The sequence below is a fragment of the Candidatus Nitrosocosmicus agrestis genome, assembly GCF_008389435.1.
Taxonomy (GTDB): domain Archaea; phylum Thermoproteota; class Nitrososphaeria; order Nitrososphaerales; family Nitrososphaeraceae; genus Nitrosocosmicus; species Nitrosocosmicus agrestis.
Genome location: NZ_VUYS01000019.1, coordinates 13,352 through 28,809, shown reverse-complemented (window position 1 = coordinate 28,809; position 15,458 = coordinate 13,352). Strand labels below are relative to the sequence as shown.

Annotated in this window: 17 protein-coding genes and 1 tRNA gene; 12 read left to right on the top strand and 6 right to left on the bottom strand. The window is 34.8% G+C overall.

The features are described 5' to 3' along the window. The first annotated feature begins 227 nt into the window (after positions 1-227). The 5 genes from ileS (at position 228) to rpsJ (ending at position 6,722) form a co-directional block, all read left to right on the top strand. Entirely contained in the window at positions 228-3,482 is a 3,255-nt protein-coding gene (ileS, locus tag F1Z66_RS11895) for an isoleucine--tRNA ligase (protein WP_201448623.1), read from the top strand. 484 nt (positions 3,483-3,966) lie between these two features. Further along, positions 3,967-4,329 (top strand): hypothetical protein, encoded by a 363-nt coding sequence (locus F1Z66_RS11890; protein WP_149863843.1) that lies wholly within the window; start codon positions 3,967-3,969, stop codon positions 4,327-4,329. A gap of 183 nt (positions 4,330-4,512) precedes the next feature. Continuing rightward, positions 4,513-4,857 carry a phosphomannose isomerase type II C-terminal cupin domain gene (locus F1Z66_RS11885; RefSeq protein ID WP_230207538.1) on the top strand — a complete coding sequence of 115 codons (345 nt, stop codon included), beginning with the start codon at positions 4,513-4,515 and terminating at the stop codon, positions 4,855-4,857. Between the two features lie 229 nt (positions 4,858-5,086). Further along, the gene (tuf, locus tag F1Z66_RS11880) at positions 5,087-6,400 is read left to right on the top strand and encodes a translation elongation factor EF-1 subunit alpha (RefSeq protein ID WP_149863842.1); all 1,314 of its coding nucleotides are present in this window, start codon (positions 5,087-5,089) and stop codon (positions 6,398-6,400) included. A 10-nt stretch (positions 6,401-6,410) separates the two neighbouring features. Further along, positions 6,411-6,722, top strand: coding sequence for a 30S ribosomal protein S10 (gene rpsJ, locus F1Z66_RS11875; protein WP_148686504.1), 312 nt, complete (start codon positions 6,411-6,413; stop codon positions 6,720-6,722). 52 nt (positions 6,723-6,774) lie between these two features. Here rpsJ and F1Z66_RS11870 read toward each other — a convergent pair whose 3' ends face one another. Beyond that, entirely contained in the window at positions 6,775-7,740 is a 966-nt protein-coding gene (locus F1Z66_RS11870; RefSeq protein ID WP_149863841.1) for a DHH family phosphoesterase, read from the bottom strand. Positions 7,741-7,788: 48 nt separating this feature from the next. Then, positions 7,789-8,202 carry a hypothetical protein gene (locus F1Z66_RS11865; RefSeq protein ID WP_149863840.1) on the bottom strand — a complete coding sequence of 138 codons (414 nt, stop codon included), beginning with the start codon at positions 8,200-8,202 and terminating at the stop codon, positions 7,789-7,791. Between the two features lie 145 nt (positions 8,203-8,347). Here F1Z66_RS11865 and F1Z66_RS11860 point away from each other — a divergent pair, with 145 nt between their 5' ends. The 7 genes from F1Z66_RS11860 (at position 8,348) to F1Z66_RS11830 (ending at position 12,968) form a co-directional block, all read left to right on the top strand. Next, on the top strand, positions 8,348-8,608 hold the full coding sequence (locus F1Z66_RS11860) for a hypothetical protein (protein ID WP_149863839.1): 261 nt from the start codon (positions 8,348-8,350) through the stop codon (positions 8,606-8,608). Positions 8,609-8,784: 176 nt separating this feature from the next. Beyond that, a tRNA-Gly gene (locus tag F1Z66_RS11855) sits at positions 8,785-8,859 on the top strand. Positions 8,860-8,944: 85 nt separating this feature from the next. Next, positions 8,945-9,505, top strand: a complete 561-nt coding sequence (locus F1Z66_RS11850; protein WP_149863838.1) for a CBS domain-containing protein — start codon at positions 8,945-8,947, stop codon at positions 9,503-9,505. A gap of 222 nt (positions 9,506-9,727) precedes the next feature. Beyond that, entirely contained in the window at positions 9,728-10,351 is a 624-nt protein-coding gene (locus F1Z66_RS11845; RefSeq protein WP_230207537.1) for a DedA family protein, read from the top strand. A 253-nt stretch (positions 10,352-10,604) separates the two neighbouring features. Continuing rightward, positions 10,605-11,426, top strand: a complete 822-nt coding sequence (locus F1Z66_RS11840; protein ID WP_149863837.1) for a sulfide-dependent adenosine diphosphate thiazole synthase — start codon at positions 10,605-10,607, stop codon at positions 11,424-11,426. Between the two features lie 113 nt (positions 11,427-11,539). Then, positions 11,540-12,385: a bifunctional 5,10-methylenetetrahydrofolate dehydrogenase/5,10-methenyltetrahydrofolate cyclohydrolase gene (locus tag F1Z66_RS11835; RefSeq protein WP_201448624.1), complete on the top strand. Its 846-nt coding sequence runs from the start codon at positions 11,540-11,542 to the stop codon at positions 12,383-12,385. A 16-nt stretch (positions 12,386-12,401) separates the two neighbouring features. Beyond that, the gene (locus tag F1Z66_RS11830) at positions 12,402-12,968 is read left to right on the top strand and encodes a 5-formyltetrahydrofolate cyclo-ligase (RefSeq protein WP_149863836.1); all 567 of its coding nucleotides are present in this window, start codon (positions 12,402-12,404) and stop codon (positions 12,966-12,968) included. A 19-nt stretch (positions 12,969-12,987) separates the two neighbouring features. On the opposite strand, the gene purD is transcribed toward F1Z66_RS11830, so the two are convergent. From purD to F1Z66_RS15890, 4 genes are all read right to left on the bottom strand, one after another. Further along, positions 12,988-14,268, bottom strand: a complete 1,281-nt coding sequence (purD, locus tag F1Z66_RS11825; protein WP_149863835.1) for a phosphoribosylamine--glycine ligase — start codon at positions 14,266-14,268, stop codon at positions 12,988-12,990. Positions 14,269-14,289: 21 nt separating this feature from the next. Then, positions 14,290-14,601 (bottom strand): hypothetical protein, encoded by a 312-nt coding sequence (locus tag F1Z66_RS11820; RefSeq protein WP_149863834.1) that lies wholly within the window; start codon positions 14,599-14,601, stop codon positions 14,290-14,292. A gap of 189 nt (positions 14,602-14,790) precedes the next feature. Next, complete coding sequence (locus F1Z66_RS11815; protein WP_149863833.1) at positions 14,791-15,132, bottom strand: methionine--tRNA ligase; 342 nt, start codon at positions 15,130-15,132, stop codon at positions 14,791-14,793. 25 nt (positions 15,133-15,157) lie between these two features. After that, on the bottom strand, positions 15,158-15,458 hold a 301-nt coding region (locus tag F1Z66_RS15890; protein ID WP_230207536.1), incomplete at its 5' end, for a hypothetical protein.

The following is a 15,458-nucleotide window of genomic DNA, read 5'->3' as shown; positions in this document are numbered from 1 at the left end:
ATTAGTACATTTTAATATAATTCTATGGCTGGAACTATAATCGTTTATTTATTGAGAACTAAATTCTAATCATTTGTTAATGACACATATTCTCTACTGATGATTCTTAGTAAAAAGTCGTGTATTCTCAAAGCATCAATATCGAGTTAATTTGCACAATATCCACTGTATGCTTTTCAATGCATTTCCAAAAATATAAGAGAGGTCAAGCAGATGGATTCAAATGTATGATGAATCTGGGGAACAAGTTTGACTTGAAAGAGATTGAGAATCAAATCAGGGTGTATCATAATGATACTCAGGTAAAGAATAGTCTCAAAAACTTCTCAGATAAGAGTAATTTTTCTAAGAATGAAATAGGATTCATTGAAGGACCACCAACGATGAACGGAGAACCTCATTTGGGTCATATTAGGGGGAGAATTATTAAAGATTTTTGGTATAGAGAGTCTTTCTTGAACGGGGTGAATTTGATATTTCGCGCAGGATGGGATACACAAGGTCTACCGGTTGAACTGCAGGCAGAAAAAGTCTTGGGGCTTAAAGGGAATAAGAGTGAAAATCTTGAAAAAGTTGGGATTGAAAAAATTGTGGAAACTTGTAAAAAAATTATTTCCGAGTACAACAAAAAATGGAGAGAAGTAGATTCATTAATTGGTATGTCATTTGATTACGAAAAGGCATACTGGACTTATAGGGATTCTTACATCGAAAGAGAGTGGTCATATGTAAAGAAAGCTTATCAAGATGGGATACTCAAGGAGTGGTTTCGAGTTATTGCATATTGTCCCTCCTGTCAAACTTCGCTTAGTAATGCTGAAATTAATCAAAGTTATGAGCAGGTTGAAGATCCATCGTTTTATTACAAAGTAAAATTAGAAAACTCTGATGAATTTTTGATTGTCTGGACAACTATGCCATTTACCTTAATTACGGATGAACTTGTAGGGGTAAATCCAAAAGCTCAATATCTTACAATCAGAGTTAATCACAGTAACAAAGTTGAGAAATGGATAGTGTCAGAAAGCAGACTTGATGGTCTAATGAAAGAGTTGAGAATTGAAAACTTTGAAGTGTTAAAAACTACAAAAGGCAAAGAGCTTGAAGGTCTACGCTATATTCATCCTTTGTTGGATAATATTCCTGTCCTTAGTACCTTGGCACGTGATAGGAACGTTCATTTTGTAGTGGCAGAAGATTTTGTTGACTTGACCACTGGAAGTGGGTTAGTCCATTTATCACCAGCCAATGGTGAGGAAGATTTTGAAATAGCTACTAAAAGGGGATTGCCCATTTTTGTTCCCATAGATGACAAGGTTTACTTTACCAAGGATGCGGGCAAATATCAGGGTAAATTTGTAAGAGATGCAGAAACAGATATAATAAATGATATGATTGCCAAGGCCTCGGTTGTAAAGATAGGTAAGATTATTCACAAATATCCGACTTGCTGGAGATCACATCATAAAATAATTTGGATGGCAAAAAAAGAGTATTTTTATATGATAGATAAATTGGGCAATAAACCGTATGAAGCGGCATCGGCAGTTGAATACTATTACGAACCCCCAAAAAACAGGTTCATCGAAATTATAAAAGAAAAAGTTCCTTGGTGTATATCAAGAGAGCGCGTCTGGGGGACCCCGTTACCGATTTGGAAATGCAATAAATGTTCATTTAAGGAGGGTTTGTTTTCAAGGGAGGAAATTATTAAAAGGGCATCTAAGTTGCCAGATGGTGCGGCTTTCGAATTGCATAGACCATGGATCGATAGGATTGAAATTCATTGCAATAAATGCGGTGAAGTTATGAATCGAGAACCCTTTGTTTTGGACACATGGCATAATAGTGGAAGTGCGCCATATTCCTCTCTTGATGACGATGAATTCAAAAATTTGATTCCTGCTGTATTCCTAACAGAAGGTATCGATCAAACCAGAGGTTGGGCTTATACATTGCTCATGTTGAATGTTATATTGAAATCACGGGCCGAATCTCCTTACAAGTCCTTCCTCTTTACAGGTCATGTGTTGGATGAAAAAGGAAATAAAATGAGCAAAAGTTTGGGCAATGTAATTGATGCATATTCTTTACTCTCATTAAACCCCGTAGATCTGGTAAGATTCTATTTAATGTGGAAATCTTCACCAATTGAACCACTTAACTTTGATTTGAAAGAAATGAATGCCCGTCCTCACCAGGTACTTAGTACATTGTACTTTCTACATGTTTATTATAATCAGAATTCTCAGTATGATCAGTTTGACTTCTTTAAACTAAATAATTTTGGAGAAATAAAATTTTCTGGCGAACTGTTGAAAAGCCAAGATGTTTGGATTCTTACCAAGCTATCTGATCTGATTATCCGGTCAGAAAAATTGTTCCAAGATTGTAGGTTTCACGAGGCTGCACACGCAATTGAAGACTTTGTAATAAACTCATTGAGCCAGACTTATGTGCCGATGATCCGCTATGATCTATGGAGTGATGATTTGGACAACCGGGCCCGAAGGTTTACCATTTACAAGGTCCTAGCTTCTTGTTTGTTAACAATTGATTTAATTATACATCCAATTTGTCCTTTTACTACCGAATACTTGTACCAAACTTGCTTCAAAAGGTTTGATTCAATTTTGATGGAAAAAAAAACCGATCCCAAATTATTAACTTCTGTCTATAATAAAGAAATTGAGAATGGATTTGACAAAATCAAGAATATTTCATCATTGTCTTTTGCACTCAGAAACAAATTAAAACTCAAAAGAAGGTGGCCATTAGAGTCAGTCCAAATTTATTGCGAGGATACTAATTTTTTGAACATCAATGGATTAGATAATTTGCTTAAAGATCAAATAAACGTTGAAAAACTCTCAATATTTAAGATAGATTTTACAAATGAGGTTACCAAAATACTTGATATGATCAAATGTAAGGCCCCTATAACCCCAGTGATTTCGATAAATAAAAAGACTGTCGCCAGGCAAGTAAAAAGTGATATCGGTAATCTAGTAACAAATTTTGAAAATATTGACAAGGTAAAATTATTAGAAAAAATTGTTATAGATGGGTATTATGAATTTGAATATGCTGAAAATAAGTTATTTAAATTAACCATAGATGATATAATTGCTGAATATGAGGCTACAAACTCATTTTCATCTATAGAAAAAGATAACTACGTGATCTTTTTAAATTCTTTAAGAAATAATGACCTTATTACGAAAGGATTGGTCAAGGACCTTGCGAGAAACATTCAGCAACTCAGAAAGGAATTAGGTTATTTACCTACTGAAATACTGAAGGCTGCATATATTTCCAATTTTAGCGAGGAAGAATCAACAAAGATTAAAATCTATGAATCTGAACTAAAAGGCCTTGTTAGGGTCAACTCTATTGAATTTTCTGATATCCATAAACTAAGAAATTTCAACAGCAAAGAGATAGATCTCGATGGTAAGAAAATCCTGATATATGTTCACTAACCATATATCAATTATGCCTCTCAATTCACAGATACAAAATGTTATTTATCTAAAATAAGAAAAGGAAATTGGAATCAGGAGATTACGATTAAACAACGAATCGTATTTCCGTAATTTGTAAGGGAAAAATTACTTTCAATACTTGTCTATCTCCTTGAATTATAATTTTGAGCTGCCAAGTGGGTTAAAATTGTTGAGAAACTGTTTCCATAACATCCTAGATACTTGATTTTAAGACAAATAGTTAGAGTCCAATACAATACGTAAATCTTAAATATCTACCATCTATCTTGTATGTAATTAACAAAGAAATAGGAGTATTATTTAGAAATACATTAGATAGTATATGACTAAATAAGGTTCATATCCAATAATTATCGATATAGAAGATAAGCAGTGGAAATGATGATTAATAAACATTGGTCAATAAGTCAATTGTAATGATCTTCAATATAGATAAATTGTTTTCAAGATTTTAGATTGCTTGAAAAAAGTACAAGGTCTGCAGGAAGGTAAACAGTTGTCCTTTGAAAATTGTATCATAGAGAATTTCAAAGACAAACTAACAATGCTTTCAGTAAACGTAGCAAAAACGGGCAGACCTGTAATACTGTACACCTCTTTACTTGACGAAGTGAATGACTACGGTGAGCAAGAACTTGCTATAGTTAATGAGAATTTTGTAGTAATTCAAGTTATAACATTTGGAGGATATGTCCCTATAGGAATACAGCATCAGCGGGTTTTTACTTTTGAAGAATTTTCAAATTATATGTATGGTAGGAGTAGCAATTTATTCAATCAGTGTCTTGAGACGTTAAATGAATACTTACTTTCAATTCGATAGTTCCTCTTGCTGTCATCATATAAATTTTAAATGATTTCTTATGAATATGTTTAAAGTTAACCAGTGTCCACCCACAATTCATTTTAATTGTTTCCTAATTATTTTTTGTTGTAATGATCTTTCCAATAACTCCATTACTCTAATTTTAAATAATATGGAGATTATCTTTACGATGATATTATTGTGATCGATGTTTATGAGGAAGAAAGGCCGTGGGGAAGATTTGAAAAATTTATTGAAAATCAAAGATGTACAGTAAAGTTATTACATTTAAAACCTGCCGCCCAGCTTAGCTTACAATATCATCATAAGAGAGAAGAATGGTGGAAGGTAGTAAAAGGAAGTGTGACAGTAGAGGTTGATGATAATAGGACTACATTAAGTGAAAATGATACGATTTACCTTCCAAAAGGTTGTAAACATAGAGCCATTAACTTGGATAAACCTTCAATCATTCTTGAAATTTCCTTGGGTCAATTTGAAGAAAGTGATATCGTGAGAATCGATGATATCTATAACAGAGTGTGATATTTTCTTCAAAAATATGCGAATAGTTTATTAATGCTTAAAATGAGCCGTTCAATTCTGAATAAAGCTTATAAATGAGACATAGAGAATACTTGCAAATAGGTGTCATCAATACCTTTGAAATTTGTTTATTTATTTCATATTCCATGGACTCTCCATTGGTGGGCAAAACGTTATTAAAAAAAAGATAGCGAAATACAAATAAACCCCTGCATGATTTTTATCTTTTATGAGCGCAAGTAAAAAACCACATATGAATTTGGTGGTTACTGGACATGTCGATAATGGTAAATCAACGACCGTTGGACATTTGATGGTCGATTTAGGTGTAATAGATCAGAGAACTATTGATTCTTTTGCTAAGGAATCGGAAGCTACAGGAAAGGGTGATACCTTCAAGTATGCTTGGGTTTTAGATAGCATAAAAGATGAAAGAGAGAGAGGTATTACTATCGATCTTGCATTTCAGAAATTTGAAACCCCGAAATTCTTTTATACTCTAATTGATGCCCCTGGTCACAGAGACTTTATCAAAAATATGATCACTGGAGCATCAGAAGCTGATGCTTCAATTCTTGTGGTATCTGTAAAACCAGGCGAAACAGAAGCTGCAACAGAACCAGGTGGACAGGCTAGGGAGCATGCTTTCCTTTCACGAACACTAGGAGTTGGACAGATTGTTGTTGCTCTAAATAAAATGGATGATGTTGGATATGGTGAGGGAAGGTACAACGAGGTTAAAGAAATTGTTGAAAAAATGTTAAAAATGGTCGGATATAACACTTCCAAGGTCAGTTTTATTCCTGTTTCTGCTTGGAAGGGTGACAATTTAGTTAAGAAGTCTGAAAATATGCCCTGGTACAAGGGACCTACTCTAGCAGAAGCACTGGACTCCTTTACACCTCCAGAAAAACCAATCAACAAGCCCTTAAGAATTCCAGTACAGGATGTCTATACTATCACAGGAGTGGGAACTGTGCCAGTTGGAAGAGTTGAGACTGGAAAGATGAAAACGAACGAAAAAGTAATAGTTATGCCCTCTGGTGTTCCTGGTGAGATAAAATCTATAGAAACCCATCATACCCAAATGGATTACGCAGAAGCAGGTGATAACATTGGGTTTAACTTGAGAGGGGTGGATAAGAAGGCAATTCATAGAGGTGATATCATTGGAAATATTGATAGTCCTCCAAGTGTGGCGAAGGAATTCGAGGCTCAAATAATTGTCATTCATCACCCTACTGCCATGGCACCAGGTTATACACCCGTTCTTCATGCTCACACTGCTCAAGTTGCGGCTACTATATCTGATTTTGTAGCAAAAATCGATCCAAAAACCGGTGGTATCGTGGAGGAGAAGCCCAAATTTTTGAAAACTGGTGATGCTGCTATTGTCAAAATAAGGCCTGTAAGACCATTGGCAATTGAAACTTTCAAAGAGTTCCCTGAAATTGGTAGATTTGCTTTACGTGATATGGGAACAACGATTGCTGCCGGTATTGTAAAGAGCATTACTGAAAAATACGATCCCAACAAGAAATAAGTGAATTTAGATGCCTCAGGAAGCTCGGATAAAACTTACTAGCACCAATTTGCTTACTCTTGAAAACGTGTGCACTGAAATAAAGGATATAGGAGAAAAAAATGGTATTCGATTAAAAGGACCACATCCATTGCCTACAAAGAAAATGAGGGTAGTGACTAGAAAATCACCATGTGGTCAGGGCACCAATACTTGGGACAAATACGAATTGAGAGTTCATAGACGTGTAATTGATTTGGGGGCTGATGACCGTTCAATAAGGCAACTGATGCGTTTAAAAATACCTGAAGATGTATACATCGAGGTATCTTTGACCCAATAATTTTTTTTTGATTTTACTTAGTATTTTTAATTAATTTTAATTGTAAATGTTGTCATTTTTTTGTTAAAGATTTCTCTAGTGCGTTCTTTAATTCCATGATAACCATGTGCATCTTCGAAGGCTCGGACTTTATGTGTCCTCCCGCTGCGTACTCGTGACCTCCCCCCTCAAGCAAGTTTGAAGCGATCTTGTTGCATTTGATATTGGGATTGTTTCTTCGTATACTAACTTTACCTTCATCACTTAAGAAAAAAATAGCATCAATACTTGATTCTCGAAATATCTCCTCTGAAAATAAACTAGCTTGGATATAAGGACTTGATGGAATAACTGCCATTTTCATGCCATTACTTAATTCCACAACCTGCATTTTCTTTATTGATTCACTTTTCGATTCGTCTCTATATTTGCAGTATTGCAAATATTCTTGTTGCATTGTTAAATCCCAAAGAACGCCATTAGATACTTTTATTGCAAGTTCTGTGAGTTTGGAATAAAAGTTTGGAATATTTTTGTAGTAGATAATTAATTCGGGGAGAGGGGGATAGATTTGATCATTTAAAAGAAAATCTGATGTATGGGCGATTGAGGCAAGCAGTTTTGCTTTGTTGTTATTAGGAAGCATATAATCGTAGGTCAGTTCTGCAGCACATTTTTTCCCTGAACTGTCTAAAACTAGTCTGCTCGTTTCCTTTTCTGAATTGAACAATTCAATTGATTTCAAAGGCCAAGGATGATGATCAATCCACAAAACCTCCCAAGAGTTGGAGTGCAAGAAACTAAAAAGCTCAGATGTAATTTCGACTAACTCTTCACTTAATCCAAGGTCTGTAAAAATTACCACTCCTTTGCTCGTCGACTTAAGGACTTCTCCATATACAAGATCAAAAACTCTATTAAAATTCTCCTTTCCATAAGAAGTAAAGAAAACTCTTCCTTGAGGGTACCTTTGTAACGCAATTGCAGCAGAAAAAACTCCGTCTACATCTGACTCATGAGATATTATGATGATGTTCAAAGTATAGTCGGATATTTTCTGAAATTGAATAATGTTTTTCTTTGGTTTTTATCTTAGGTCCCACAGATTTTCTTCTGTCCTGTAAAATTCTGGATCAATTCTAAATCCTTTTGATTCTTCATATGGAGTTTCTACGAGTTTTAAGTGATACTCTTTATTCATTTTCTTTAGCCTCTTTTCTAGCCAAAGTAAAAATTGTTGTTCCAATATATTTCCTTCCTCTTTATTGATTTTTGGATGGACCTGTGCTAACGTCCTAATAAAATCCATTTCAAAATACATATGGAAGAAATCCCAACCCATGGTTTTCCCTACCGATGAGCATTCAAAATTCGATTGGTAATGGCATCCCCATTCCAATTCTCCAACTAAATCAAGAATAGTATTTCTTTCTTTATCAAAATTTAAGCAGGATCCTGAAATAAGCACCATTGGAGGCTTTTCAGCATGCTTCTTTTGCATAAATTAAGAGGGTAATATGAGTATATAAGATTTAATCGAAATTAGAAATGGGGAAGATATAAAATTTATTTTGCAGGTTATATGTGTTGCCATTTATTATTTGATACACTAATATTGGTTTATTTTTGATCTTACATGGAGGAAATTGGAAGTACCTATTTCTGAGTATGTCACTTATTTCAACTATGAGGGTGAAAACGCTGACTTTTTGGTTCGGGAAATAAAAAAAGGTGTTTTCAAAGTCCTTATCAGAGAATATAATGACAATCATGATACAGAATTTATCGAAAAGGAGTTTTTTGTCAAGAAAGTTACATTAGATGCCCTCTTTGAAGAATACAATGTAATGAAGAAGCCTACCGGAACTGAAAAAGTACTCGAGCCGACCCACGAGATTGAAATATAATATATTCTGCTAAAGGCATGTTTTATCTAGTTCCCATTTTTTGCAGTTGAAAAGGCTTTGTTAACCTTTGTTTATCTGGTTCCTTTTGTATAATATGTTGACTAGGGGGGGAAGAGATTGGGTCAAAAAATGCACCAAATAATTAATATAACCAATATAAAATAAATGTCAGAAAGGCGACGGTCGTCCAGTTTGGTCTAGGACATCAGATTGCCAATCTGGTAACCCGGGTTCAAATCCCGGCCGTCGCATGGATTTCTAAAAAATATTGATAACTTTTTTCGGAATTTCATATAACACTTAAAATTATTAACTGTTAGGACTTTAACAATAATAATGCTACCACGCCTTGACTATATCAAACAAGCCCGTCTGAAGTTAGGGGTTACACAAAAAAAACTCGCTATCTTGTGTGGTATTAGTACATCTATGGTCAATCAAATAGAATCAGGACGATGCAAGCCTAGTTATGACACTGCCAAGCGAATATTTGAAATTCTCCTTTCGATGGAAACGAATGCATCAATAAAGGCGGGAGATATTTGTAATAAGAATCTCATAATAATACAAAGTGAAGAATCATTGAGTGCTGCTATTATCAAGATGCGTGATAACAATATTAGTCAGATGCCAGTCTTTAGCGGGGGTAAACTTGTGGGTATTTTAACCGAAGATGATTTAGCCAAAATCATGATAGAAAATAACGATAAGGATATTCATACAGTAAATGTTGGAACCGTTATGGAGCCTCCACCACCGCTTGTAGATGAATCCACGCCTGCGAAGGCTTTAGTTTCTTTAGTACGGTTTGCAAAATGTGTGTTGGTTAGTGAAAAAGGTAACGTGGTTGGAATAATCACTTTGACAGATACCTTAAAAATAGTCGCATTATCGTGACACTATTTAGAGTTTTTCTAAACCCACACAGCAATCGACACATTTCATACACTCTGAACAAATGCTTACGCTAGTTTTATCAGACAGGGTTTCCATGCATAATGCACATCTTTTTGAGCTCAATATTTAATATCACGTTACATACCTTATTAATCTTACATAATTGCAAATACAAAATTCCAAAAATTAATTAAATTAATAGAATAACCATATCTGAAGTACTTGGATATAATAGACATCATTACCTCTCTCGTTTCTACTCATGGTTATTTAGGGTTATTTTTAGCATCTTTTGCAGAGACGATGTTTCCTCCCATACCTAGTGAAGTGATTTTCCCACTTGCTGGGTTTGTTGGGTTTAAATCGAATTTTACATACTTGGAAACTTTTTTTATGGCTATATGTGGGGCTTTAGGCGCAACCGTTGGAGCCGTCATAATTTACTTTATTTCTCTCAAGTTAGGTAGACTTGCAATAATCAAAATTGGAAAATATATATTTGTAAGTGAACGAAAAATTCAATCTGCTGAAAGATGGTTTGATAAATATGGTATCTATGCAGTCTTATTAGGTAGGATGGCTCCTGGCGTTCGTGAATTAATAAGTGTGCCAGCAGGAATTGCAAAAATGCCATTAGCGAAATTCACTTTGTTTACATTCTTGGGATCTCTAATTTGGTCCGTTATACTAGTGTTTGCTGGTTATCTGCTTGGAAATTCCTGGGATTTGCTGTCAGAAACATTATCTGATTACTTTTCGATCATTTCTATCATAATAATTGGCTCGATCGCCTTGATACTCGCAATTTTCTTAATTTCAATCAGAAAGAGGAAAGAGGAAATATAGGCTTTTAAATTTATTACAAGTTATTTGGAAAAAAGTAAAGAACTTAATTTCATAGAAATTTTTTTCGAATATTCTTTAACCGAATGACATACGTGCTGATTTTAGGTATTAACGATGATAAGGAAAAAGGTCCACTAATTGTTATTCAAATTTTTTAGCTGGGAATTTCTTATTATGGTTTAGTGAATCTACTGATCCATGTGTTATTTAGACTGTCAAGAATCTATTAATATTGCGAGTAAGAAATTTACTTATGGAAAAAAAAATATTTGCTGATGTAAGTGAAAAAGAAATTACTCGTTCAATAGCTTCTATGTTTTTTGAAACTATTCAAGAATACAGTGATTCTGAAGTTATAATTTTAGGTGCTGGACCAGCTGGCCTATCTGCTGGAAGGGAAATAGCAAAAAAGGGGATTAAAACATTGATCATTGAACAGAATAATTATTTGGGGGGAGGATACTGGGTTGGAGGTTACATGATGAACCCTGTAACAGTAAGGGCACCAGCCCAGAAAGTTTGGGATGAATTAGGTGTTCCTTATAAAAAAGTAAATGAAAACCTTTTTGCCGCTTGGGGACCTGATGCATGTTCAAAATTGATTTCTGCCACCTGCGATGCAGGAGTTAGATTCCTACAACTTACAAAATTTGATGATCTTGTGCTGAAGAACAAAAAAGTAAGTGGGGTAGTTGTAAATTGGATGCCTGTATCGGCTTTACCTCGAAATATTACATGTGTAGACCCAGTTGCATTTGAAAGTAAGATCGTTATTGATGCAACGGGGCACGATTCCGTAGCCGTGAAAAGATTGATGCAGAGAGGTTTGGTAGAATGGAGAGGTATGAATCCAATGTGGGTTGAAGGTGGAGAAGATGGTGTAGTACACCAAACGGGCGAAGTTTATCCTGGGCTTATTGCTGCTGGTATGTCGGTGACCGAAACTTATGGCTTGCCACGAATGGGTCCCACATTTGGATCGATGTTACTCTCTGGAAAAAAAGCTGCTGAAGTGGCAATCTCTAAACTAAACTCGCAATCAATTTCACCAAAATTAAAAGTGAAGGTAAAATAGCCCTATATCTAATTTAATTTTTTTCAATTATTGATAATTCTCTTTTGAAAACCTGGAATCAAAATAGAGTACTAAGAAAACTAAAATTACATTTATCTACAAGGTATTAAGTATTGGCTGCTAAAATAATGGATGGTTTACTTGTATCACAAAAGGTTAAAGAGCGATTATCAATTCAAATCGCAGGTATGAGGCAAACTGGGAGGATTCCATGCCTTGCAACTATTTTGGTGGGAAATGATGCCCCATCTATGGTGTATGTAAATAACAAACAAAAAACAGCTAAATCAATAGGAATAAAAACACTTGATTACCGGTTGGATGAGTCTGTCTCGCAATTAGAATTGACAGATCTAATAAGAAGGTTGAATTCAGACAGCTCTGTTCATGGGATCTTATTGCAACTACCTATACCTAATCATCTCGATAGACGCAAAATTATCAATACCATAGATCCACAAAAGGATGTAGATGGTTTGACAATCATCAACTCCGGATTACTGTTGAACAACCAAGCTAGCCTTGTACCATGTACGCCTCTTGGTATAATGGAACTATTAAGATATTATAATATTCCTTTGGATGGATCTAATGTATTGATTATTAACAGGAGCAATTTAGTTGGCAAGCCTTTGGTTTCTTTGTTACTTGAGAAAGACGCCACGGTAACTGTGGCTCATACTCATACAAAGAATTTGCATAGTTTTAGTACTCAATCCGATATTGTGATATCTGCAGTAGGTAAGAGAGAATCTTTTTTATTAACCGCCAATATGGTAAAACCTGGAGCAACAATAATAGATGTTGGGACAAATAGAGTAAATGGAAAGCTCTGTGGTGATGTAGATTTTGAAACTGTTAAGGAGAAAGTAGATTACATTACCCCTGTTCCTGGAGGGGTTGGTCCTATGACAATATGCATGCTGCTTGAGAATACTGTCAAAGCAGCAATGTTATAACAAAATAAATTGAAACATGTGTTTAAGCAAGGAAATAATCCGAAAAGAATATCTGAGACTAAGAAAACTAAAACCTTCATATACTACTTTTCTTTTAAGTTGGGAAATTCAGAAAAAGTTTCTAAATTCAGATATATACCGTCAATCCGATATAATTGGTGTTTATTATCCTATTTTAAACGAAGTCCAAAGCTTCAGGATTATCACCAAAGGGATGAGTGATTCGAAAACCATAGCATTACCTATAGTGACGAGGAAAAATCTCACTTTCCATAAATATTTTTCCTCACAAAGCCTGAAGGTAGGTGCATACAATATTAAAGAACCCCAGATTTCTGATGTAGCATTAGACGATAAGTTAGATGTTGTCATAGTACCTGGAATTGCATTTGATCCTAGGGGATACAGAGTGGGATATGGAAAAGGCTACTACGATAAGTTTTTTCATTCTAAACAAAGATCCGATATTAATATTATCGGCCTGGCTTATGACTTCCAATTGCTCGATAATTGTATAGAGTCTGAGAACTACGATGTCAAATTAAACGCTCTGTATACTGAAAAAAGAGTTTTAGAATTCTAAATTGGCTATTTAAATAAGGTTAAGTCACATTCTTTCCAATGTCTTTTCTAAATTGCTGTTGGCAGTCGCCCCAACTAATATTATTGACCGTTTGATAAGCTTTATTTATAGAGTCATCCAGGCTCTCACCCAAAGATGTAATACCTAATACTCTTCCACCAGAAGTGACTAATTCATCGTCATTTGTCCTTTTTGTGCCAGAATGAAATATCATTAGATCGGGATCGAAAAGGTTTGTAATTCCTTTGATGGCATAACCCGTTTCATACTTATCTGGATAACCCTTTGACGTCATAATAACACAAGTAGAGAATTTTTTCTTCCATTCAATAGGTTTAACATCGTCCAAGCTTTGGTTTACACCTGCTTCTAAATATTGCAACAAGTCAGACTCCATTCGCATCATTAAAGGCTGGCACTCAGGATCTCCCATCCGTGCATTAAATTCTAGTACATATGGTTTACCAGTATGTTTCTCAATCATGAGTCCGGCGTATAGAAAACCTTTAAATGGTCTTCCTTCAGAGTTCATACCTTTGATGGCCGGGTTAAATACTTTATCTACAATGAATTCAATTTCATTTTCAGTAATATCAGATACAGGTGAATGACTACCCATGCCTCCAGTATTTGGGCCCAAATCATTATCAAACGCTCGTTTATAGTCACGACATGGATCAAGCAATTTGAATGAGTTTCCATCACAGATGGCAATAATAGATGCCTCATTACCAACGATTCTTTTTTCGACGATTATTTTTTCACATGCTTTTCCAAAAATCTTCTTTTTTAGTAATAGATCAATTGTGTTTATAGCTTCAGACTTGCTGTTTGTAACAAAAACTCCTTTTCCTGCAGCCAATCCATCTGCTTTAACAACTACATTAAAATCTATTTTCTCTATGAATTCTTCGGCTTTGGATGCATCGGTAAAAACTTTGTACTCACTAGTTGGAATAGCAAATTTAGTCATAAAGTTTTTTGAAAACTCTTTACTTGTTTCTATTTCTGAGGCGAGTTTTGTAGGGCCAAAAATCTTTAATGAATTCGACTCAAAAATATCCACAATACCAAGTGACAGGGGTAATTCAGGGCCTACAACTGTAAAGCAGTTGTTGTCCTTAGCAAAATCTATCAATTTTTCAAATTCGGTAGGTAAAATAGGCAAATTATTATTCGTGCCACCATTTCCGTTTGCATAAAATATTTTTTGGATGTGTTCATTTTGAGAAATCTTCCAACCAAGTGCATGCTCTCTTCCACCTGACCCTATGACTAAGACATTCTCATTATCATGCATATTCGATAGAATTCTTACCTATTATATATTTGAAGACCTTCTTAATTCATTTATTGTTTCATTTACAATTTTTTTAGCAAACTCTGAATAATCTTCATCTCGATACACAATCGTTCTATACTTGCCTAATTCGACATACATTTTTATCTTTTCCAAATGATAACATCCTTCGTTTCTCTTATAATTGAAATAATAGCCCATGCATGAACAAAATTCGCCTTTTTCATCTATAAAATATATTCTTACATTATTTCTACTTCTTATTTCCCACCAGAACTTCTCCGACGGAAGAAATAGATGTTTAGTTGGGATATTGGTATTTTTTTCTACCAATGAATCCGGGTGTATCTCCAAGACCAAAAGATGATAAATTATTCCTTCCTAATGTGTATAACCTTTCTAAAACAATGATCCAAGTATTTCTTAAATTCAATATTTCAGTGAACAATTTATCCGGAATAAGAAATTTTTAATTTGATTACTACACTTTAAAATTGAATTTAATGAGTTTGGAATTTAATGTTAGGTGATAGGGGAACCAGCCCTTGTGTCGCTTAAAACGGTTAATGGAATGGGTTTGCCATCTTCATTTGTAGCTGCCAAAAGCATTCCATTTGAAGTCTTTTCTCCAAATTTTCTAGGTGCTAGATTGGTACACACGATAACATTTTTTCCCACTATCTCACCAGGTCCGTAGTGCTTAGCTAGACCTGACATTATCTCTATCTTTCTTTCACCAATATCCACTTCTAGTTTTAATATTTTTTTATAACCTTCCAATTGCTCCGCATTCAGTACTTTGCCAACTTTGAGATCTATTTTACTGAAATCATCATATGTGATTTCGTCCTTAATTTCAGACATGATTTGACAACTTTACAAAAAAGGGTTATCTGATGCCGAACAATTGTTTGAATGGATCTATAATTGGGTCAAGGAACGAGGTGGGCGAAGTTTGATTTTGTGTTTGATTTGGTTGTAAAGTCTCTGTATTTGTTGGTGAGGCTAAGGGTGCATTGTCGGGATGGGAGGATGGAGCATTAGAAAGTGACCCGCTCTCGTTATTAGCAGCTGTTGAATCAATGGTCTCATTAGCAGCTGTTGAATCAATGGTCTCATTAGCAGCTGTTGAATCAATGGTCTCATTAGCAGCTGTTGAATCAATGGTCTCATTAGCAGCTGTTGAATCA